The sequence below is a fragment of the Spirosoma endbachense genome (genome assembly GCF_010233585.1).
Lineage (GTDB): Bacteria > Bacteroidota > Bacteroidia > Cytophagales > Spirosomataceae > Spirosoma > Spirosoma endbachense.
In genome coordinates, this window is sequence record NZ_CP045997.1 from 6,980,712 (window position 1) to 6,999,620 (window position 18,909).

The following is an 18,909-nucleotide window of genomic DNA, read 5'->3' on the forward strand; positions in this document are numbered from 1 at the left end:
CTGAGTAGCGGGAGCTGGACTAGAACCTGATTAATTACCCTTAGCCAGCCCTACGCTTCTACAGGCACATAAATGGCTTTATTTAATCGTATAAACTCTTTTACCTACCTTCAAAATTAAGTCTGATTAAGTCGAATTAAAACAAATTGTACGTCGTCAAATGAAAGTGGACAAAAGGAGGTGAAAGGAAAAAGACAATTCAATAATCGCCCCGGCGACCGGTTGTTTCACCTAAATCACCTTAGTTATGTCCAAATCAGCTAAATCGCCCCGGCCAAAGCACTCATCAACTTCTACTGAACGCAAGCCTGCCTTATCGATTATCAAAGACATCCAGCCGGACACCGGCGCGGGCCAAACTCGACGACAATACACCGCTGAAGAAAAGATTCACATTGTCCTCGAAGGCTTGCAGGGCGATAACAGAATGGGTAACCTAGTATAATGAGCAATGATATCACGAATCGCTGGATAATGTTCGTCCTGCGGATGTTTACTGGGGGCGTCAGGACCAAATTTTGGCTGAACGCCAAAAAACGAAAAAGCGAACAATGGCTCAATGACGAAAAAGCGGCCCACCGCTGTGCAGGGCGGCCTGTGCCGTCATATTTTTCAGCGTCTGCAAAGTGTTTAAAGGCCTCTCTTCTCTTTTCACTGCTCCGGCGGCCGCCCACATCTGTCCACTTTCGGTTGACGATATACATCATTGATCGCCCTGACTCCAGGAGCTGCTGTCGTTGATCTATTGTCACGGTGTGGCAAAAAAATAGTTCAATCCTTCTGGCACTGGCAACCGAAATATATTCGTAACATAGAGCTGGTATTCACATTGCCAACTATTCATACTCATTTTAACTTACCCCTAACGTTGACTGGCATTTTCAGGCCGTAGTGCATTCAAGTGTTAACAGTGGACGTGTCCCGAATAGAGCTGTCATCTCAGCTCTCCATCACACCTGTAAGGCTTCCAAAATTCGGCCTAAGGGAGAAGGTTACGGTCAAGATTACGGCTGACTGGAGTGACTATGTATTTGCTCTAACCTACTAATTAACCTCGTTCCTGCAATTAGAGCGTTATATCAACGACCACCAGCACTTACCTGTCCGCTACTCAAGTGGTTGAACAGGGTATTGATGCGGCTAAAATGGATGAAAATTGCTGGAGAAGATTGAGGAGCTGACTTTACAGTATCCAGTTAGAGAAGGCCAATCAGAAGCAAGCTGAAGATCCACAGACTGTTAAGTATCAGCATCAGGCGGAGATCGATGAGTTGAAACGATTGGTCAAGCAATTACTGGACAAAAAGTGACGAAAGTGATGGCGTAAAAACATATTTATTTTTTTCTAATCGGACTCCTAGTTGCCGTGAATGGCCTGGCTTCATACTGAGCTGCCTGAAAACAGATCGATTACCACGGTGTCCGGCTATTGATTATCAACTATTTATTCCCTATCCTTACCGTTCACGTGCGAAAACCAGCCAGGATGTCGACAGACAATGAAGGAAGAAAAGACTGGGCCGCGTTTGTGGACGAATGTCAAGCCGAGATTGCACGCCTTGAGGTGCAGATTGACCGGGTGAATCAGGAAACTCCCTCAAACTGGACGAAAGTGCAGCTAGACCGGCTGGTTATGCAGCGGAGTATATTGGAGCGGTGTTGCAACTTGACTCAATGGGAGTTTATGAATTTGAATTAAAAAATCAGCCGGAGAGATTGGCTTGGGAGAGGGGCTTAGGCAGCCTGCTCATCGGGCTTGTATTATCCTTGGGAACGATAAAAAGGGATTAATTCATAGTTGGGCAGAGACCACCAGGTTGATTCTAGATGATTTCGGGTGTAGGAAGTGTAGAAAATGCAGGCATTAATACATCTTTTATTCTTTTGTCTTATTGCTCTAGAATCAATGGTGTCACTGTCAAAGTCTATATAGGGGATTTGACAGCTGACACCATCAGAAAGCCCTCATCAACGATCGTTTGTACCGAGTTTGGGAGGTATCTGCTAAGCGAATCATCCTTTTTGTGAATTTTATCCACAGGGTAGTGGGAATAGTTGTGGATAACATTCGAAAAGGGTGTATAGGGGTCTCGTTTCTGAGAAAAAACCGCCTTTATGCGCAGATTTAAGTAACATAACCTCATAGCTGGAGGACCTCATCATTTGAAATTCTGGCGCTGGATTATAGACCTTTTGGGTACGTACTACTTCCGGTAAGTACCGAGCTGATATGCATCAGGACATTCGAACCAATTGCACCGTGTATAAGGAGCTTTCACCGAGGACCGGCGTAAGCAGAATGAAAGTTCATGATAAGGCGCGTTCAAAGCTGTAAATGAGTAATTTGCTAATAACTTTAGACAGAACACACCGCTTCAACCTGCTGCTTTGCTATGAGCTGTTACCGTGCTGTTTTTATCGCCGTGATGGTAGCCACTGCTTTAAACTCCCACAGCGCCTGGCCTCAAGTCCATAATCGGATTATTGATAGCCTGAAAAGGCGGCTGATGCTTACGCCAGCAGATACGAACCGAACACGATTATTGTTGCAAATCGGTCAACTATACTATGATCACTATAAAGTGGATCGACAAGATAGAAGTTACTCCGATGTACGTAAACAACCTGATCTTTTAGACAGTGCCATTGGCTATGCCAGGCAGGTTGTAGGCCTTCCTGTAGCGACTTATCAACTCCCTCAGAAAGCAGAGGCCCTCTATCTGTTAGCCGAGTGTTATAGTTTCGGGGAAAGCTATGACTCAATCCGAACGATCAGTTACTACCAGCAAGCACTGAAGGCCTTTAAGCAGGTAGGAAGTAAGCCTAGGACGGCCAGAGTACTGCATAGTTTAGCAAACATTGTTCGCTTACGAATTGGCGCTCAGCAGGCACTCCCCTTATTTATGGAGGAGTTAGCCATTCAGCAATCCTACCGGGATACAACCATCTACTTGACCTTAGAGCGAATTGGGTTTCTTCATCAAACGATGGGGAACTACCAGCTAGCCTTGCAGGCCTATCAACAAAGCTTACGACTGGCTGAACATAGCAATAATTTATCGTATCTAGAAGACATTTACGCCGACTTGGCTATGATTTATGAGACACTAGGTGACTACCAGGCAGCCATAACTATTTTAAAGAAACGGCTTGGTATTGAAAGTCCCAAGGCCATTAACCAGGTAGCAGGCGATCACATAAGACTGCTGAATTTATACAAAATAACCCATCAGCTCCCTCAGGCCCGCCAACAGGCATTGACCATTATCGAGCTGGCCCGGCAGGATCCCAATCATGAAAGTATTAACCTAACGAGCTACCTGGCCCAAAGCTACGTGTTTTTAGGCCAGTATGAGCGGGCCGAACCCTTGTATAAACACTTGTTTCCGATCTATGAAAAATCGAATAACTTCACAGGGCTTACCAATTTTAACAAGCATGTAGGTGAGCTTTACTGGCTTACCAGACGCTTTGAGCAGGCCCGATACTTCTATCAAATAGCCCTGACTGCCAGTCAACAAGGCCGATTCCCTGATGAAGCAGTCAGCATTCATCGGGCCCTCTTTCAGATTGACTCCGCCCAGGGAAACCTCCGCTCAGCCCTCCAACACTTCCAGCTGGCTACCGCTATCAACGACTCCCTCTTCAACCAGACCAAAAACCGCCAGTTCGAAGAACTCAGAACCCAGTACGAGACCGAACAAAAAGATAAAGACCTCCACCTGCAAAACCAACGCATCCAAGTCCTTTCCCAACAACAACAACTCCAGACCCAACAATCCCAGCAAGACCGGCTAGTGCGCAACTCGATTGGCCTGGGTGCCTTTATGCTCCTGTTGCTGCTGGGGCTAACCTACAACCGCTACCGACTCAAACAGCGCAGCAACCAGCAGTTGCAGCACCAGCATGAACTACTTCAGGCTCAACAACACCAACTCCAGGCCCAACACCAGGAATTGCAGGCTCACCAGCAGGTGCTGCATACGCAGCAAAACCAGATCCACCACAAGAACCAGGACTTGCAGCGATTACTGGACGAACAAGAACGGCTGATGAAGGAGATCCACCACCGGGTCAAAAACAACCTCCAGGTGGTGATGAGCCTGTTGAACTCCCAGGCCAGCTATCTCTCCGATAATGCGGCCCTGTCGGCCATCCAGCAGAGTCAGCATCGGGTACAGGCCATGGCCCTGATCCACCAGAAGCTCTACCAGGCCCAGGGCATCGCCCGTATTCGCATGGATGATTATATTCAGGAGGTGGTAGCTTACCTGCAGGAGTCGTATGAGCTGCCCCAACCGATTGGCTTTGCCGTCCAGGTGGAGCCCATCGAGCTGGATGTCATCCAGGCGGTGCCTTTGGGGTTGATCATCAACGAGGCTATCACTAACGCCCTCAAGTATGCCTTTCCGAATGGGCGCACAGGGCGGGTGAGCCTAGGGTTTATGCGAATGGGCGAGACCAGTTATGAGCTCACCATCCAGGATGATGGGGTCGGCTTACCCCCAGACTTTGACCCCAGTCGGAGTCAGTCGTTGGGCATGACCTTGATCCAGGGCTTCAGTGACCAATTGGGTGGTCAGTTATCTATTATTAGTCAAGCTGGTTTAACGATTCAGTTAACCTTTTCGGAGAAAGAACTTACTTCATTCGGTTCCCATAATCATTACGGCTACCACTAATTCGCTTCTAGGGTAAGGCTCATCAAGAAAGCTAGGTCAATCGCATAATCTGGGGCGTCTGGAAATGGCTATCGTGTCAACTCTAAAGTATTGTTTTATCAGGTTGCGCTTCAAGCTCCCGCTGTACACTCGCTGACAGGTAAGATAAAAGATCATACCCCGTCTACTTCTCAATCTGACCAATGTTAACCCGGTAATTCGCCCAGGACTGCTGACCTACCACATTGGCATTTGGCATAAAGACCGCAATAACCCGCGTCTGCGCATTGATCCGACTCAAATCATCCGATCCTACCGACATCACCACGATCACCTTCCAGGGAGCCGCCGGAAGGCATAGTTTCCCATTGGCAAGACTACTCGCCGGGCCGTTGTCGCCTTCTCCGCCTTTACCCTGTGTTCCGGCTATAATGTATAGCTCATTCCCCTGGGCAACCAGGCTCCGGCAGTAGTCTTCCAGTCGTAGCCAGCTTTGCCGATTGAGCTGAGGAGCTTGTGATAGAATATTGGTCAATAAGAATGTGGTCTTGTTTTCCTCGGCCCTGCTGTCCCGATCATCACTGGGGCAGAGGTAGCCTCGGTTAAAACCACTGTTCGGGTAATCCGCGTGTTTGACCTGATACCAACTGGCGAGCAACGATTAGTCCGGAATGAATTTGCCCGAATAGGGTGTACTTTCCATACGATCGGCCATAGCCGCAACTGCTCCTAAGTAAGGGGTTTGGTCAAAAAAACATTAGCTGCTAGGCAATTTGTTCGCTCCTGATTATCACCGTCGCTCGATCTGGTGGCTAAGACCACGTATAGCTCGCTATACCTATGATCACTCCGCAACTCCCGCAAGCTCTCAAACCCATCTTTACGAGGCATATTAATATCTAACAGAATCAACCGCGGAAGGCGGTCGCATTCGGCCAGCATAGCTAGAAGTTGCTCGCATCGTAGAGCGAAAGTATACGAATTGGAGGCTCTGCGTCCAGGAAGGCTGAGCCAATAAATTGTTGATCGTCTTCATCATCGTCAACAATCCAAACGGTTGGGGTTTTAGGAGCTGGCATAGGATAAAGTTGTCTGTTACGGAATAGGGCAATGTTATTGATTTAACCATAAACAAACAAGAATCTACCCATCTCATTGGAGAGTGCCTAGTTGCCTTCAGGATAAGGGACAAAAACTAATCGGAGCAAAAGCGGTTAGTAACACATTGTCTAACTCCTCAGTTTACAAAGTTGACTCTAACCGTAGGTTATGCATTTATAGATTTCTACTCAACTATCCATGAAGTACACTATTTTAGTGGTCGATGATGACGACGATGATTTTCTCATGTTATCCAGCCTCATCAAGCAGTGTCAGCAGGATGTCACTCTTTATTATGTCCAAAATGGGCTGGAGGCAACCCAAAAGCTGATCGATGGCCTACAGCCTAATCTGATTCTGGTTGATGTACAGATGCCCCTGATGGATGGCTATGAGTTAGTGCTTTGGCTAATGAACTCTGAAGCCTGGCGTCATATACCTGTTGTGATCTGGACGGGTGAAATTTCGGATAGGGAAGTGACCCGTTATTACCGGGCGGGTGCCAATGCGTTAATGTTAAAGCAAGACGCTTTACAGGATGTGGAAGCCTTCTGTAAGTATTGGCTAAAGCTGGTTCAGCTACCTCAACTCGTTTGGCAAGAGCCAGGATGACCTACGTGTTGATCCATCTCATCTTTACTACCCACTTCGATAATCCCAACCCCTTAACGGGAACATTACCCAGCTTCTAATGCTAGTTCAGGCCAAAACAGGACGCAGCCAAAGCCCATCTTGACAACTATGACACAAGAGCAATATGATTGGCTCGTTACTGACAGCAAAGACAAACATAGTTGCCTTTGCTTTGCCGATGAATTGATTCATCGGCATCAGATTGGCCTATTCATTCCCAGTCGCACTCTTACCCTCCCGCAACTGAAAGCCTATCTGACCGGTTTTGGGCTCATCGAGGCTGATATTGTGCTGACACCCATCCATAAGCACCCCAGAAATGCGCCATTTGGCGGCTACGTGGTCATGATTCCACAGTCCGGGCCTTAATCAACTAATCTATTATTTTACAACGGCACGAGCATACCGGCAAAATCGATACTAGGTGTTCAGTATAGTTGACAGCATAGTGGCGGGTAAGCCTTCAACAAATGTCAGACGCACTAACCGGGCGAAAATAAGTTGTTCGCTGGTGGTTAACGGGTCAGGCGCTTGCCAGGCCCTCAATAAGGCATTGGCTAAAATAGTTTCGGCCTGATCCATAGGTAAATTAGCCCCTAAAATAAGTCCCCATAGTTTAGAGGCATACCGATCATAAAAGGGAAGAAAGGATTGTTGATCCCCACCTGTAGACGTTATAGAGGATGTACTCATCACTTGTCTGTTGATAAAATGTGCTCGACCCCGATATCAAATCCTTTCCGGTATGGTAGCTCGCTTAATAACATGGCATTCCAATCAGCACCAAAGCAGATTAATGCTTAAGCTGAGTAAGTTTTTTGATGTCAAGCAACGTAATCTGGCTGGCGTTAATGCCAATCAGCCCCTCGGTCCGGAAATCACGTAGAATACGGATTACCGTTTCGGTTGAGGCCCCCACTAAATGCGACCAATTTTCACGCGAAAGAGCCATTGCTGGGGATATATTAGCTGTAAGATTGTCAGTTGGCTGGGCAGACTGCATGGGATAAAATTTACGCTGAAACATCAGTAACGCTTCGGCTACCCGTTTGCGCACGGATTGATAAGCCAGACTTAGAAGCCGTTCCTGGTGTTCAACCACATCACCCGTCAGCAACTGGATGAATCGATTAGCCACATCCTGATGGTGATAGATCAACGTCAGGAAGTCCGCTTTAGGAATCGTACACACCTCGGCATCATCCAGGATCTCGGCCGTTTCGGAGTAAGCCACGTCTTCCAGCAGCGACAGGTAGCCTACAAAATCTCCCTCCCCATGGAGCTCAGTGATAAACTCATTACCCGCTGTATCTGTATTGAAAACTTTAATCTTGCCTCGACTAATAAAGTATAACGCTATTGGCGAACTACCCACACTAAAAAGCGTGTGCTTTTTTTTATAGTGAGTTGTCTGGTAACGTTCTTTTAGGTACTGTCGGGCGTCCTCGGCATTCAGAAGAGCCCGCGTCAGTTTTTCTAGCCCAGCAGAGGTTGCTATGGGCTCAATTTGCCCACGTTCCCCCTTTTTGAGTCGTAACTCCACCGCATTCAGCAGGGTAAGATCATCGAAAGGTTTCGTTAAATAGTCATCGGCCCCTAAGTTCATACCAAACCGAAAATCAGCCATTTCAGCTTTCGCCGTCAGGAAAAGAAAGGGAGTAGCCAGTAGAGTTGGGTCTTTGCTAAGAATGTGTAGTACCCCATAACCATCGAGTTCAGGCATCATTATGTCACATAAAATCAAGTCGGGGCGGATTTGCCGGGCTAGCTCAATACCCTGTTTGCCGTTGGTTGCCTGCACGACATGATAGGGAGCCAACTCAAGAATCTCGGCAATATTTTCCCGCATTTCGGGCGTATCTTCAATGACCAGAATGGTTTTCATTCAGACGGGAGGGGTAAAGGTAGCTGAACGGTAAAGATTGTGCCGGAATCCAGTTGGCTGGTAAAGGTAACGGTACCACCCAGTAAATCGACATACCGTTTAACAATGTAAAGGCCCAACCCCGTGCCTTGCACATGAATGACATTACGGGCCCGGAAGAAATTGATAAACAGCTTATCTTTATCGGCATCCGGAATCCCGATTCCCTCATCTTTGACTGTAATCAGAAGTTGGTCGTCCTGAACGGTTGTAGTGAGCTCGATTTCTTTTCCCTCTGCCGAATACTTGCTGGCGTTGACCAGCAGATTTATCAGAATATTTTTGACCATTTGCCCATCGATAACAATAGCTGACCGGCCCGACAAATGCCGATAGACAACGTGCTGACCAGGTTTAATGACTACCTGCATGTCGTCGATCACTTCTTCGCAAAAGGCCACTATATCCAATGGATGCGGGCGACCATACAGGGTTTGCTGCTCCATCTGGCCTAAAGACAGAAAGTCATTCAGGAGGCCGGTCAAACTATGGACCGCTGACTTAATCCGTTGTACATGTCGCTCACGCTTTTCTCCGTCATCGACGCTGTTGTAACGCCCGATCAGTGAAGCTGAGGAAAGAATCGTGCCCATGGGGGTACGAAACTCATGGGAGGCCAGCGTCACGAAATTCGATTTCAGTTCGTGTAGCTCACGTTCCCGAGCCAGTAGCTGGCTACGCTCTGCCTCGTTCTGTTGGTTCTGGTCTTTTAGTTGTTGGCAGGCTTTTAAGGCGATTTGAGCCTGATTAAGTTCTCTCGTGCGGTCAATTAGCTGTTGGGCCAATTCGCCATACGCCTGCTGGAGCAGGCTCAGGGAACGAACAGGGTCATTGTTATCGCCTGTCAACTCAGAGGGTATCTCATTCATGGATAAAGTAGGAAAGAAATACGCTGGCTATCCTACGGCAGCATCTAAAAAACACACCTTGATCGCCTGCACAATCAAATCTAAGTTAAACGAGGATGATGGCTTTTGTATATAACTATTAATACCGTTTTCGTAGGCCTGGGCCACCTGGGCCGGTTCAGCCGAAGTCGAGATCATTACCGTCGGTATGTGGCGAAGTATAGGATTCGCTTTGATCGCTGTCAGGGCTTCTAATCCATTGACTTTAGGCATATTCATGTCCAGTAAAATCAGATGGACTGGTGGGGGTGTTACCCCCTGGCTCCAGGTATCCAGCATGGCTAGCAAATGGCCACCATCCTCCGCTTCAACAATGGTTACTGACGGATCAGACTCCTGAAACGATTTACGCAAAAAATAACGATCGTCTGCGTCATCGTCTACGACATAAATTACTGTTTTCGCCAGGTTCATGACTTAAAGGAGTTACGTTAGCAGTGGAAAACAGCAAAGGTGGACAATAAGGAGAGGGTTACCAATGATGAGCATCAACATTGGTTATGATGGTTTACGCAATAAAGCCCATTAATTGGGCTGTTCACAAAGCCGTTCGTCTGGCCCGAACAAGGACCACATCCTATTGATAGTAGATTCAGTATTTTCAACCAAGAAGCCTCTGCCGTTATTGGTTGCCTGCTCAGGGGAGGCTACTAGTGGGTATTTACAAGCAAAATTATGTGTATAGTCCCACCCCCTATCAAGAGTGTCGCCGGTTTGGCCATGCTGTGGTAAAAGCCAGTAAGGATCATACTGCCTTGTGACCAATGTCATAGTTGGCTCGAACCAACACTCATACCTTTAATTGGGTATTCACTAAGCAGTGCTAGTCCGTGCGTGCATACGGCAACACCACTTAAAAGGGGAGCTGCCCGTCAATCGTTAGCAAATCCTCTGAGAATAACCTAGCTTGCTATTCGCTTTCAGACAATGTCGCAAATGAACCAGCTGTTGCTTCCTGATTGCTACGAAACCACCTTAAAGCGAGAATGGCGGACCACTTCAGGACTTTTACCGTGAAAACGCTATTGTTGCCTCGCTGAAGCTATGTATATATCCAATTGCCAGGCGACAATTCCGGTAATCGTTTTGGCTTGTCACTTTATAGTAGCTCCTGCGTGAAGGATAGCTTACATGAATAAATCACAATCATAAAAGTCAAATGGCACCGCCACAGACAGTAATTGGCTTTTTTGATCAGGTAGATGAAGCACAGCAGGCGGTTCAGTTACTGTTGCGTAATGGCTTTACCCACGAAAACATTGGCTTATCGGCTCAAGCCGGTCTCAAGCCCAATGCGAACCATACCAATGAGGCACCCACCGAGGAGGAAAGCCGCACCGGCCGATTTCTGTTTTCGCTTTTTGGGGCTAGCGTCGCAGCTCATGACCACGACAAAACTAGCCTTAGGAGCGGTACTCGGGTAACGGTATCTGTGTGGTCAACCGCCGAAGCCAGTCAGGCTACTGAATTGCTGGGCGAAGCCACTGAATTATGAGTAACAGTAAATTAGTTAGATTCAGCACAGTAGTCGTATGTATAAAATGAATGAAATCGGATCACCAAAGTTACCCTTTTGGCTATCAATTTTGCCAATCAATCAGTGTACGTATGGGCGAAGATATGGGTATCAGGGTAAAGTGATCGGGGGTTATTCAATTTGTTTACGGTTGTTTGCCGTTAACTTACTATAACAATATCGTTAGCAGAAAGTAGACAGATAGAGCTGCTTTGCCACTGTGTAAACATCGATAATTGTGCCGTTTAACTCACAAAGTGGTCAAGCCAGAGAAGAGTAGTACAGCCCTTCAGATGCAACCGACTAATCGATTTGGTAAACCTGCCCCAACGAAGACAATACGTATAATCTGACCTCACCTCACCCAGTTCTACCTAACAATACTCGTATTGCTACCAATTAAATTCCGCCAGCATACGCCACGCATTCTGGGCTATTTCTAGAGTTCCCGTTTATAGAACCGGATCGGGGGAATGGTCGCGGCTAGAAACCAGTATTGGCGGAGAATACCCAAATACGTTTTCCAGTCAATAAAGCTAAAGGGTTTAACCGTGAATGAAGAAGCTCCCGTTGAATAAGCCGCCACGATACTACTCGGCAATTGGATCGCCGTCAGCATGACTACTGGCAAAAAGTGGCCTTCAGCGTGTGCCTGGAGAAAGGCTAAAAAGTCAAATCCATTAATGCTGGACCCTAAGTCGATATCCAGAAGAACCAGCTTGGGGCCATAGCCATCAAGCTGGTTAATATAGGTGATTGCTTCCGAATTGCTATAGACTTGAATAAATGATGCTTCAGGAAACGTTTCTCGGGAAGCCCGGTGTAGAATATCGACAAGCAGTGCATCGTCGTCTACCAGCAGAATTAGAAATGGAGGGCGCATCAAGCGATGGTTAAGGAGCAACTTAACCGACAACATTACAGTGGGGGCGGGGAAGAGACTCAGTGAAGACTGAATACTATAAAGGTAGTCTACTTGTAACCATACAAGTATAAAGTACTAAAAATAAGCTATTTAATTGCTACACATTGTCCAAATGAAATGGCTTATACACGTAGTGGTGGACCCGCCGAGTATTCTACTATACATAACTTACCCGGTAGTGGTGATTATGATTGGGGTGACCAAATTGGTAGTGTCAGAACGGGCTCACAATGCTGGGTGGTAGTCTATACCGACGAAAACGTTGACGATACAACCATTGTGATTGGCCCTGACTCCCAGATCTCTGATCTTAGGGGTTTGGAATATGAAATAGATTCCATTCAGATTTTCGACCGCGCTCCGTAATTAACACAATAAGGTACTTCCCGGCAACCTCGGTTCTGTAGAGAGACAGGGCTTGTTGATCGCTATCGAAAGAAGGCCCCCCGTCAAACGAATGTATAGGTAAGCTAGTCCCATTTTCCCCTTTGTAGCCTCGACTGCTCAAGGCTATGATGATAACCATACACGCCTTTTTATATCAGATAGTCTAGATCATGAGACGAAGTTATTGACTGATTTATAAGCTTAGCTCACCTTTCGATCAGCCATAATAGATACGCCCATAAATTAACGGTAATGAAAGGAAATTTTATTGGATTAGTCTGGCCCCCACTTGCTGTTCAGGACCTTCGTAGTATTAGAAACGTTTGCGCCTACCAGGCCTCAATAATTACTTTTTTGTTACTAGGTTTATTGGGTTCGGAAACAAAAGCAAGACTTGCTGCTGCAAATGTACCATGAGTCAACGCCGACCCAGTAAACCATTCGCAGTTTACTTGTGATTCATCGTCACTCCTCATAGCCGATAGGGGGTTACCCGATTCGAGTTTTTGACCAAACGATTTAACGGTCATAATTGGCCCACCTGATTTCAGTTGAACAAGACTAGTTACCTGGATCGATTCCATGAATTGGTTTGGTTAGTTATACGGCAATAGGCTGACTATGAATCGTGGGCTGTAGATTTTTCTTCCGGAAGCGGTAATTGGGTTCGAGTAATCTCCTGGGCTTTACGCCAAAACTTGAACTGCTCATAACCGGCCTGAGTATACTTCGACAAGCGAAGCCGAAAGAGCTTAAGCGATCGCCCATCAGTAGGAAGTGAATCCTGATTATACACAATGGCAGCCTGTTCTGCCGGTTGTAATCGTTGCCAAAATTGCCAATTCCGGACCGATAAATGCTGTTTCAAATAAGAGCCGATGGAGCTGTTCTCGGCTGGATTTCGGTAATCGGCTGTTTGCCGGCAATAGGTTCTAATGACACAAATAATGTGCATTAGGGCACCAAAGGGGTTGGAAGATTTCATGGGATCTGCTGTTTATCACCTTGTCCACCCGCATTAAAGTAGGGCAGTGGACTGGAAATGGCTGTTAACACGAATCAGATTGGCCTGGTTAGCTATTGCTTTTTGAAATCATGAAAATGAATGTAGCGCAGGGTCTTGTCGACCAAACGGGCTTGTTGCCAGAGAGGACCTATTCCCGAATGGTCAGGATGTAGCCAAATCCGTTCACCCTGACCAATAAAGCCTTTCAGATGATCGGTTGGGTTAGCGGGGTTATCAATCCATTCGGTATCCACTAATGCTTTGTAGGCAACAGTAAACTCTTCTATATTACTTGGGGGTTGCTGAGCCATTGGGATGGATTAGCGAGTAGCCAGACCGACAGCGTACGAAGCGGGGCGGAGAAGAGACTCTGGTGAAACGACTGTATAAGGGGTAAGCTAGTTTCCCTCAATTAGGTTCGTATTTTATTGAAAATAAACAGATTATACCTTTTACGAAAGACTAAAAATCAGTTCAAAAAGCATGACTTGAATCGATTCAGTTTAGGACTATACCAACTTAGTGAACCGAATTGGCAATCGATTCGACGTACTTGGAGTTATCTACTTACTCACCTTTAAAGATGTCATCAGGATAGCTCAGTTATCCCCATTTTATTGCCTTCAAGAGGTAGTCTATCACACGAATGACTTTGATGTGGATTATGAAGCCCTGCAGGAAACTGAGTGGAATACTGATCCGACAGGGTGAAACTAGTTGGTTTCATCGAGATCATTTGGGGATTGGCCCAATCTGGCAACCGGTCTGACTGGCTGAATGCAAACCAGTAATCTTAGGGCATGTCGTAACTAGTCGGCTGGGGGATGAACAGAGCGTACGCAACTCATTCTGTGGTTGATGGAATGCGACCATTAGAAAGGATATGCACTGGGTTTCGCTTAGTCATCCAACTCGCCTATCGAAGTAGCAGTCTGACGTTTAATTAGTTTATTGAGTTCTACTGCCCAGAATGTAAGACTTGAAACGGCTAGTGTTATTCCTAATTCAGAGGCCGATAAAGGCTGGGTGCTGAAGAGGTTATTGAAAAAAGGCATGTAGATGATAAGTAATTGAAGGACTATCGATACGCCAATGGCCCCAAGCATGGGTTTGTTAGAAAATAGCCCAAGGCTAAAAACCGACGCTTGACGCGAACGGATCGCCAGGGCGTTACCCAATTGACTGAAACAGAGCACGGTAAAGGTCATCGTTTGCCAATGCCCAATACCCGCGTGGATCGACCAGGCTTCGATGCCGATGGTAGTAGCCCCAATCAGTAAACCGACCCAGAGGATGAACCAGGCTAGTCCATCGGCAAAAATAGTTTGCCTGGGATCGATGGGTGGTCGTTTCATACTATTCCTTTCAGAGGGTTCGTAGGCCAGGGCCAAACCGGGCAGACCGTCGGTTAACAGATTGATCCACAAAATATGAATGGCTAGTAGCGGGATGGGTAAACCGAAAAAAGGCGCTAAAAAGATCGCCCAGATTTCGCCCGCATTGCCGGACATGATATACCTGATAAATTTCAGGATGTTATCAAAGATGCGTCGCCCGTGTTTCACCGCCTTGACGATGGTCGCGAAGTTGTCGTCCAACAGAATCATGTGCGCGGCTTCTTTGGCTACTTCCGTGCCCGTGATGCCCATCGCGATACCAATATCGGCGTTTTTAAGGGCAGGCGCGTCATTTACGCCGTCGCCGGTCATGGCCACAAACTGATGCCGGGCTTGTAACGCGCTAATGATTCGTAGCTTCTGTTCAGGATCGACCCGCGCATATACCCGCACCTTCTCCACAATGGCGTCGAATGCTGACTCATCCAACTTAGACAGTTCCGGCCCGGTCAGCACCAAATCATCAATTGACGAGATAATACCCAGTGTTTGGGCGATGGACTTGGCCGTTAGTTTATGATCGCCGGTGATCATCACAGGAATAATGCCGGCAGCTTTGCATTCCGCCACAGCTTGCCGGGCTTCGTCGCGGGGCGGGTCAAGAAGTCCAGCAAACCCAATAAACAGCAACTCTGATTCTATCGTCGCGGGCGCTATCGTCTGGGGTAGTTCGGGCAGCCATTTGCCCGCATAGCCCAACATACGATAGCCTTGTTCAGCCATCGAGTCGACGCGCTGTCGTAAATCGGGAATACTGGATTGCTGGCTGGCATCGAGTTGATCAAACAATACCCCAACGGCTCCTTTGGTTAAACAAAGGATACCGTTCGGCGTTTGATGTAACGTCGTCATGCACTTGCGTTGTGAGTCGAAAGGAAGTTCGGCGATGCGCGGAAATTGAGTTTCGAGCGTAACTCGCTCGTATTCCTGACTGGCAGCATACTGAACTAGCGCTACTTCCGTAGAGTCACCAAGCCAGTTATCATCTTTATCGGTTACGACATCATTGTTGAGGGCCATTGCAGCTAGCAGTGCGTTGCTCGTTTCTAAAACGGGTAAGGCAAACATCGGCGATTCGTAGATTTCCTGCACCCTCATTTTGTTGAGCGTCAGTGTGCCCGTTTTGTCGGTGCAGACATAAGTGACCGATCCCAGCGTTTCCACCGCTGGTAGTTTACGAATCAGCGCATGGCTTTTTACCAACCGTTTTGCGCCCAGCGCCAGTGCGATGGTAACCACTGCCGGCAGTGCTTCAGGAATGGCGGCAACGGCCAGCGAAATGGAAACCAGCAATAAATTCAGGATTGGCTCGCCCCGCAACCAGCCAACACCAAAAAAAATACCACAGAGTACCAAAACCGCTACCGACAAGCCCTTGCCAAATACGGCCAGTCGTTTCTGAAGGGGCGTTATGGTTTCTTCGGTTTGAATCAGGGTGGCAATCCGACCCAGTTCGGTGTTCATGCCGGTAGCAACGACATAGGCGGAGGCTCGCCCATTGGTCACGAATGTACCTTTATAGCCCATGTTCAGACGGTCTCCGAGCGGATAATCACCCTCGGGAAGCGTGTCCGGTGTTTTCTCAACATTGGTTGACTCCCCCGTTAGTGACGATTCATCCACTTTAAGTGCGTGGGTTTCGATAAACCGAACATCAGCAGGGATAATATTCCCCGCTTCCAGCAACGTAACATCGCCGGGCACCAGGTCGGACGTTTCCACCTTGGTGGCCCGATTATTTCGTAGCACCTGTGCCTGATGGGCGGCCATTTTTTTGAGGGCATCCATGGCCTTGTCAGCCCGATACTCCTGAATAAATCCGATAATGGCGTTGAGGATAATAATGGTAAGAATAACGTACGTGGATTTTAATTCGCCCACCAGTCCCGAAATTAGGGCAGCCGCGATGAGCACCAGAATCATCACATCCGTCAATTGATGCAGCAGAATCTGCCAGACCGTTTTCTTTTTGGCGTCCACAATCTGATTTTTGCCGTATTCGGCCAGTCGCTGTCGGGCCGTTGCGGGATCAAGCCCAGCGGGTGAGGTCTTCAGCGAACGGGCTGCGTCGACAACCGGCATTACGTAATAATTCATGTGAAGAGCGATTGAGTAGGCATGAATTGAGATTGGCGGCAGCTACTTGATTTTGTATAAGTCTCTAACTTTTGGTAATAACGCGACAAAAAGAATCGCCATGGCCAAAAACATATAGACTGTATGGAGCCAATGCACGGCCTGCAGAAAGACCATCTCTGCCTGTATCCAGATGATTAAAGAAAAGGCAACATAAATGCTGAACGTCCACGACCAGTGCATATCAGTAAAGAAATTCAGTCGTTTGGCAAATCGGCATTCCGGTTTTTTTAACAAAGCGACTACCAGTAGACAGGGAGCTACTCCAATGACGGCAAAAAGTAGGATGCCGGGGATCAAAAAGCTAGTAAAGGGTGACTTATTGAGTATCGATAAAGGCATTCCAATGAGGTTGCCAGAAGGAGAAACGAGTAATACACCACCGCCCCCAATGGCACCCAGGCCAAGAAACCCCAGTAGAATCAGGAGGATATTGCGCGTCGTTTTTGTTTCCATACCCCTTATACTTTCAGTTGATGATTTTCCAATTTTTCGTTTATCTGCTGAAGTAAAATAAATTGCTTTTCCTGCGTCTCAAAAAGAGTTTTTATTTGATCTTCCAGTAATATATCTATCTTTTTATTCAGGCTTCGGATTTGCATTTCCGCTTTTAAATTGATTAGATAGTCATTTTCACTTCGCATTCGGTCTTTTTCTTCCTGTCTATTTTGGCTCATCATAATGATAGGAGCTTGCAAGGCGGCAATACAGGATAGAATCAGATTCATTAAAATGAATGGATAGGGATCAAATTTGTAGGTCCCGATAGCCAATACATTGAAAATAATCCAGAGCGTGAGCAGGATACCGAACCAACTGATGAACTGCCAACTCCCGCCAAATCGCGCGACTTTATCCGAAAGCTTTTGGCCTTGTGTCAAGATTTCCAATGGCGGATTGACCAGATTATGAATGATGAGTTCTTCCGCCCTGATCGTTTCCTTAACAATCTTGTGTAATTTCTTAAGATAACCGTTTTCATCTGCTAGTAACTGGTCCATTTCGAAACTGTTCATCTGTGTATGTTTCTAATTCTATTGTCTTTACTTGAAGTCGACATAGCAATCGTCGAGAATAAATTGGATTAGCATTGTAGTCGGCTTTGCGTACCTTTTAGCTGATGGTTCCTAAAAGAGCCAGGCAAAAAGTACGATGGATGACAGAGCTAACTTAGTGTCCATAAAATTGATTCATACCGTCATCTGGATCACCTATGTTACCATCATCTTCTATGTCCTGTATTGCGGGCGGGCTGATGATATAACTGTCTATACAGGAATTGCCGTTGGGCTGGTCATCGGGGAAGGATTGATCTTACTCCTCTTTAGAGGAAGCTGCCCCTTAACGCTGATGGCCAGACAGTACTCCAAACGGCGGGCCATATATCAATCGTTTTGATATGGCTGCTTTTGGCTACCCCAATACCGGCACTCAAGTAATGATTCGCAAACATTTCCTTAAGAGAACACCAGGAGAACAGGATTTTGTATCGGTTTATTTTCCGTAATTCTTGTTTGTAGCTGTGATAAACAGAAGAGGATATCAAATTTCCGTACATTACCAATGGATAGTAGTCTGGCAGCCATTATGGAAGCGACCGGCTTACTTACCCTAATGGCTGGCCTCGAGACTTTTTAACGAAAAAAAGTACTCCTCGCTATACTGGTTATGTTATGCAAAAAATCCCAAATCAACTAACGCGTGTGATGCGTCCTAGTGTTCGACTCGACTCAGATTCCTCTTTTTATCCACTTATTGACCATGCGTCCAAAGTTGGATTACAAAAGATCGGAAAACAAGATGTGAGTCGTTTGTACACCTCACATGTAAATATGGAGTGGACAGAGAAGAGCCAATTCGATAATCGTACCGGCGACCCGGTTGTTTCACTCGAATCACCTTATCTGTCCACTTTTGGTGGACGTCGTACATAACTGCAATAATCAAGTCAGAAGTGAACTTTGAATGTTCCTGTACTGGAGGCCTACTCGACTTAAAAACCTGATTGACAATTCACTTGCATTTTCCAAGCAAAAATTTCTTCGTACTTACGACGACCGATTTGTTGTACCAAACGAAAAAGCCGTTACGGTTTTGAATCGTAACGGCTTTATTCTCAGAGTAGCGGGAGCTGGACTCGAACCAGCGACCTTTGGGTTATGAGCCCAACGAGCTACCAACTGCTCCATCCCGCGATGTTGGGACTGCAAAGGTACTACTCATTTCTAAAAAAACAACTACCTTTGTAAAAAAAGTTTATTCCTTCTCTGAAACGTTTTTTTTCGGGAGGGAGTTGTTTTCTAAAGCCGCTGGAA

General features: G+C 46.7%; 22 protein-coding genes and 1 tRNA gene. 8 read left to right on the forward strand and 15 right to left on the reverse strand.

From position 1 onward, the window contains the following. Positions 1-247 precede the first annotated feature (247 nt). The 3 genes from GJR95_RS28455 (at position 248) to GJR95_RS28465 (ending at position 4,682) form a co-directional block, all read left to right on the forward strand. On the forward strand, positions 248-445 hold the full coding sequence (locus GJR95_RS28455; RefSeq protein ID WP_162389087.1) for a hypothetical protein: 198 nt from the start codon (positions 248-250) through the stop codon (positions 443-445). 1,041 nt (positions 446-1,486) lie between these two features. Beyond that, complete coding sequence (locus GJR95_RS28460) at positions 1,487-1,699, forward strand: hypothetical protein (protein WP_162389088.1); 213 nt, start codon at positions 1,487-1,489, stop codon at positions 1,697-1,699. 694 nt (positions 1,700-2,393) lie between these two features. Beyond that, positions 2,394-4,682 carry a tetratricopeptide repeat-containing sensor histidine kinase gene (locus tag GJR95_RS28465; RefSeq protein ID WP_162389089.1) on the forward strand — a complete coding sequence of 763 codons (2,289 nt, stop codon included), beginning with the start codon at positions 2,394-2,396 and terminating at the stop codon, positions 4,680-4,682. A 163-nt stretch (positions 4,683-4,845) separates the two neighbouring features. Here the strand turns inward: GJR95_RS28465 and GJR95_RS28470 are convergent, their stop codons facing one another. The 3 genes from GJR95_RS28470 to GJR95_RS42575 form a co-directional block, all read right to left on the reverse strand. Then, entirely contained in the window at positions 4,846-5,319 is a 474-nt protein-coding gene (locus GJR95_RS28470; RefSeq protein WP_232540885.1) for a DNA/RNA non-specific endonuclease, read from the reverse strand. A 71-nt stretch (positions 5,320-5,390) separates the two neighbouring features. After that, a complete protein-coding gene (locus GJR95_RS42300; RefSeq protein ID WP_232540886.1) occupies positions 5,391-5,603 on the reverse strand; it encodes a response regulator in 213 nt (70 codons plus the stop codon). A 2-nt stretch (positions 5,604-5,605) separates the two neighbouring features. Beyond that, complete coding sequence (locus GJR95_RS42575) at positions 5,606-5,740, reverse strand: hypothetical protein (protein ID WP_262889730.1); 135 nt, start codon at positions 5,738-5,740, stop codon at positions 5,606-5,608. Between the two features lie 220 nt (positions 5,741-5,960). Here GJR95_RS42575 and GJR95_RS28480 point away from each other — a divergent pair, with 220 nt between their 5' ends. Both GJR95_RS28480 and GJR95_RS28485 read left to right on the forward strand, forming a co-directional pair. Continuing rightward, positions 5,961-6,374 carry a response regulator gene (locus tag GJR95_RS28480; protein ID WP_162389090.1) on the forward strand — a complete coding sequence of 138 codons (414 nt, stop codon included), beginning with the start codon at positions 5,961-5,963 and terminating at the stop codon, positions 6,372-6,374. Between the two features lie 129 nt (positions 6,375-6,503). Beyond that, positions 6,504-6,764: a hypothetical protein gene (locus GJR95_RS28485; protein WP_162389091.1), complete on the forward strand. Its 261-nt coding sequence runs from the start codon at positions 6,504-6,506 to the stop codon at positions 6,762-6,764. A 51-nt stretch (positions 6,765-6,815) separates the two neighbouring features. Here the strand turns inward: GJR95_RS28485 and GJR95_RS28490 are convergent, their stop codons facing one another. From GJR95_RS28490 to GJR95_RS28505, 4 genes are all read right to left on the reverse strand, one after another. Then, positions 6,816-7,088 carry an RNA polymerase sigma factor gene (locus GJR95_RS28490; protein ID WP_162389092.1) on the reverse strand — a complete coding sequence of 91 codons (273 nt, stop codon included), beginning with the start codon at positions 7,086-7,088 and terminating at the stop codon, positions 6,816-6,818. 100 nt (positions 7,089-7,188) lie between these two features. Then, positions 7,189-8,280 (reverse strand): response regulator, encoded by a 1,092-nt coding sequence (locus GJR95_RS28495; RefSeq protein ID WP_162389093.1) that lies wholly within the window; start codon positions 8,278-8,280, stop codon positions 7,189-7,191. After that, a complete protein-coding gene (locus GJR95_RS28500) occupies positions 8,277-9,188 on the reverse strand; it encodes a sensor histidine kinase (protein ID WP_162389094.1) in 912 nt (303 codons plus the stop codon). Before GJR95_RS28500 ends, GJR95_RS28495 begins: the two co-directional genes overlap by 4 nt. 27 nt (positions 9,189-9,215) lie before the next feature. Further along, complete coding sequence (locus GJR95_RS28505) at positions 9,216-9,641, reverse strand: response regulator (protein ID WP_162389095.1); 426 nt, start codon at positions 9,639-9,641, stop codon at positions 9,216-9,218. A 745-nt stretch (positions 9,642-10,386) separates the two neighbouring features. Here GJR95_RS28505 and GJR95_RS28510 point away from each other — a divergent pair. Beyond that, positions 10,387-10,722, forward strand: a complete 336-nt coding sequence (locus GJR95_RS28510) for a hypothetical protein (protein ID WP_162389096.1) — start codon at positions 10,387-10,389, stop codon at positions 10,720-10,722. A gap of 460 nt (positions 10,723-11,182) precedes the next feature. Here GJR95_RS28510 and GJR95_RS28515 read toward each other — a convergent pair whose 3' ends face one another. Then, the gene (locus GJR95_RS28515) at positions 11,183-11,626 is read right to left on the reverse strand and encodes a response regulator (RefSeq protein WP_162389097.1); all 444 of its coding nucleotides are present in this window, start codon (positions 11,624-11,626) and stop codon (positions 11,183-11,185) included. 159 nt (positions 11,627-11,785) lie between these two features. Between GJR95_RS28515 and GJR95_RS28520 the strand changes: the two genes are divergently transcribed. Further along, the gene (locus GJR95_RS28520; RefSeq protein WP_162389098.1) at positions 11,786-12,034 is read left to right on the forward strand and encodes a hypothetical protein; all 249 of its coding nucleotides are present in this window, start codon (positions 11,786-11,788) and stop codon (positions 12,032-12,034) included. A gap of 350 nt (positions 12,035-12,384) precedes the next feature. Here the strand turns inward: GJR95_RS28520 and GJR95_RS28525 are convergent, their stop codons facing one another. From GJR95_RS28525 to GJR95_RS28550, 6 genes are all read right to left on the reverse strand, one after another. Continuing rightward, complete coding sequence (locus GJR95_RS28525) at positions 12,385-12,639, reverse strand: DUF2158 domain-containing protein (protein WP_162389099.1); 255 nt, start codon at positions 12,637-12,639, stop codon at positions 12,385-12,387. 35 nt (positions 12,640-12,674) lie between these two features. Continuing rightward, a complete protein-coding gene (locus GJR95_RS28530; protein ID WP_162389100.1) occupies positions 12,675-13,040 on the reverse strand; it encodes a hypothetical protein in 366 nt (121 codons plus the stop codon). Between the two features lie 92 nt (positions 13,041-13,132). Beyond that, a complete protein-coding gene (locus GJR95_RS28535; protein WP_162389101.1) occupies positions 13,133-13,372 on the reverse strand; it encodes a hypothetical protein in 240 nt (79 codons plus the stop codon). Between the two features lie 588 nt (positions 13,373-13,960). Further along, positions 13,961-16,555 (reverse strand): cation-translocating P-type ATPase, encoded by a 2,595-nt coding sequence (locus tag GJR95_RS28540; RefSeq protein WP_162389102.1) that lies wholly within the window; start codon positions 16,553-16,555, stop codon positions 13,961-13,963. Positions 16,556-16,597: 42 nt separating this feature from the next. Next, complete coding sequence (locus GJR95_RS28545) at positions 16,598-17,050, reverse strand: hypothetical protein (protein ID WP_162389103.1); 453 nt, start codon at positions 17,048-17,050, stop codon at positions 16,598-16,600. Between the two features lie 5 nt (positions 17,051-17,055). After that, positions 17,056-17,610: a DUF1003 domain-containing protein gene (locus GJR95_RS28550; RefSeq protein WP_162389104.1), complete on the reverse strand. Its 555-nt coding sequence runs from the start codon at positions 17,608-17,610 to the stop codon at positions 17,056-17,058. 136 nt (positions 17,611-17,746) lie between these two features. Between GJR95_RS28550 and GJR95_RS28555 the strand changes: the two genes are divergently transcribed. Next, positions 17,747-17,992 carry a hypothetical protein gene (locus tag GJR95_RS28555; protein WP_162389105.1) on the forward strand — a complete coding sequence of 82 codons (246 nt, stop codon included), beginning with the start codon at positions 17,747-17,749 and terminating at the stop codon, positions 17,990-17,992. A 724-nt stretch (positions 17,993-18,716) separates the two neighbouring features. Here the strand turns inward: GJR95_RS28555 and GJR95_RS28560 are convergent. Then, positions 18,717-18,789 (reverse strand) — tRNA-Met (locus GJR95_RS28560). Between the last annotated feature and the right edge of the window lie 120 nt (positions 18,790-18,909).

Coding starts and splice junctions, on each gene's coding strand:
- GJR95_RS28455 (WP_162389087.1), top strand. CDS start 248: ATGTCCAAATCAGCTAAATCGCCCCGGCCAAAGCACTCATCAACTTCT.
- GJR95_RS28460 (WP_162389088.1), top strand. CDS start 1,487: ATGTCGACAGACAATGAAGGAAGAAAAGACTGGGCCGCGTTTGTGGAC.
- GJR95_RS28465 (WP_162389089.1), top strand. CDS start 2,394: ATGAGCTGTTACCGTGCTGTTTTTATCGCCGTGATGGTAGCCACTGCT.
- GJR95_RS42300 (WP_232540886.1), bottom strand. CDS start 5,603: ATGCTGGCCGAATGCGACCGCCTTCCGCGGTTGATTCTGTTAGATATT.
- GJR95_RS42575 (WP_262889730.1), bottom strand. CDS start 5,740: ATGCCAGCTCCTAAAACCCCAACCGTTTGGATTGTTGACGATGATGAA.
- GJR95_RS28480 (WP_162389090.1), top strand. CDS start 5,961: ATGAAGTACACTATTTTAGTGGTCGATGATGACGACGATGATTTTCTC.
- GJR95_RS28485 (WP_162389091.1), top strand. CDS start 6,504: ATGACACAAGAGCAATATGATTGGCTCGTTACTGACAGCAAAGACAAA.
- GJR95_RS28490 (WP_162389092.1), bottom strand. CDS start 7,088: ATGAGTACATCCTCTATAACGTCTACAGGTGGGGATCAACAATCCTTT.
- GJR95_RS28495 (WP_162389093.1), bottom strand. CDS start 8,280: ATGAAAACCATTCTGGTCATTGAAGATACGCCCGAAATGCGGGAAAAT.
- GJR95_RS28500 (WP_162389094.1), bottom strand. CDS start 9,188: ATGAATGAGATACCCTCTGAGTTGACAGGCGATAACAATGACCCTGTT.
- GJR95_RS28505 (WP_162389095.1), bottom strand. CDS start 9,641: ATGAACCTGGCGAAAACAGTAATTTATGTCGTAGACGATGACGCAGAC.
- GJR95_RS28510 (WP_162389096.1), top strand. CDS start 10,387: ATGGCACCGCCACAGACAGTAATTGGCTTTTTTGATCAGGTAGATGAA.
- GJR95_RS28515 (WP_162389097.1), bottom strand. CDS start 11,626: ATGCGCCCTCCATTTCTAATTCTGCTGGTAGACGACGATGCACTGCTT.
- GJR95_RS28520 (WP_162389098.1), top strand. CDS start 11,786: ATGGCTTATACACGTAGTGGTGGACCCGCCGAGTATTCTACTATACAT.
- GJR95_RS28525 (WP_162389099.1), bottom strand. CDS start 12,639: ATGGAATCGATCCAGGTAACTAGTCTTGTTCAACTGAAATCAGGTGGG.
- GJR95_RS28530 (WP_162389100.1), bottom strand. CDS start 13,040: ATGAAATCTTCCAACCCCTTTGGTGCCCTAATGCACATTATTTGTGTC.
- GJR95_RS28535 (WP_162389101.1), bottom strand. CDS start 13,372: ATGGCTCAGCAACCCCCAAGTAATATAGAAGAGTTTACTGTTGCCTAC.
- GJR95_RS28540 (WP_162389102.1), bottom strand. CDS start 16,555: ATGAATTATTACGTAATGCCGGTTGTCGACGCAGCCCGTTCGCTGAAG.
- GJR95_RS28545 (WP_162389103.1), bottom strand. CDS start 17,050: ATGGAAACAAAAACGACGCGCAATATCCTCCTGATTCTACTGGGGTTT.
- GJR95_RS28550 (WP_162389104.1), bottom strand. CDS start 17,610: ATGAACAGTTTCGAAATGGACCAGTTACTAGCAGATGAAAACGGTTAT.
- GJR95_RS28555 (WP_162389105.1), top strand. CDS start 17,747: ATGGATGACAGAGCTAACTTAGTGTCCATAAAATTGATTCATACCGTC.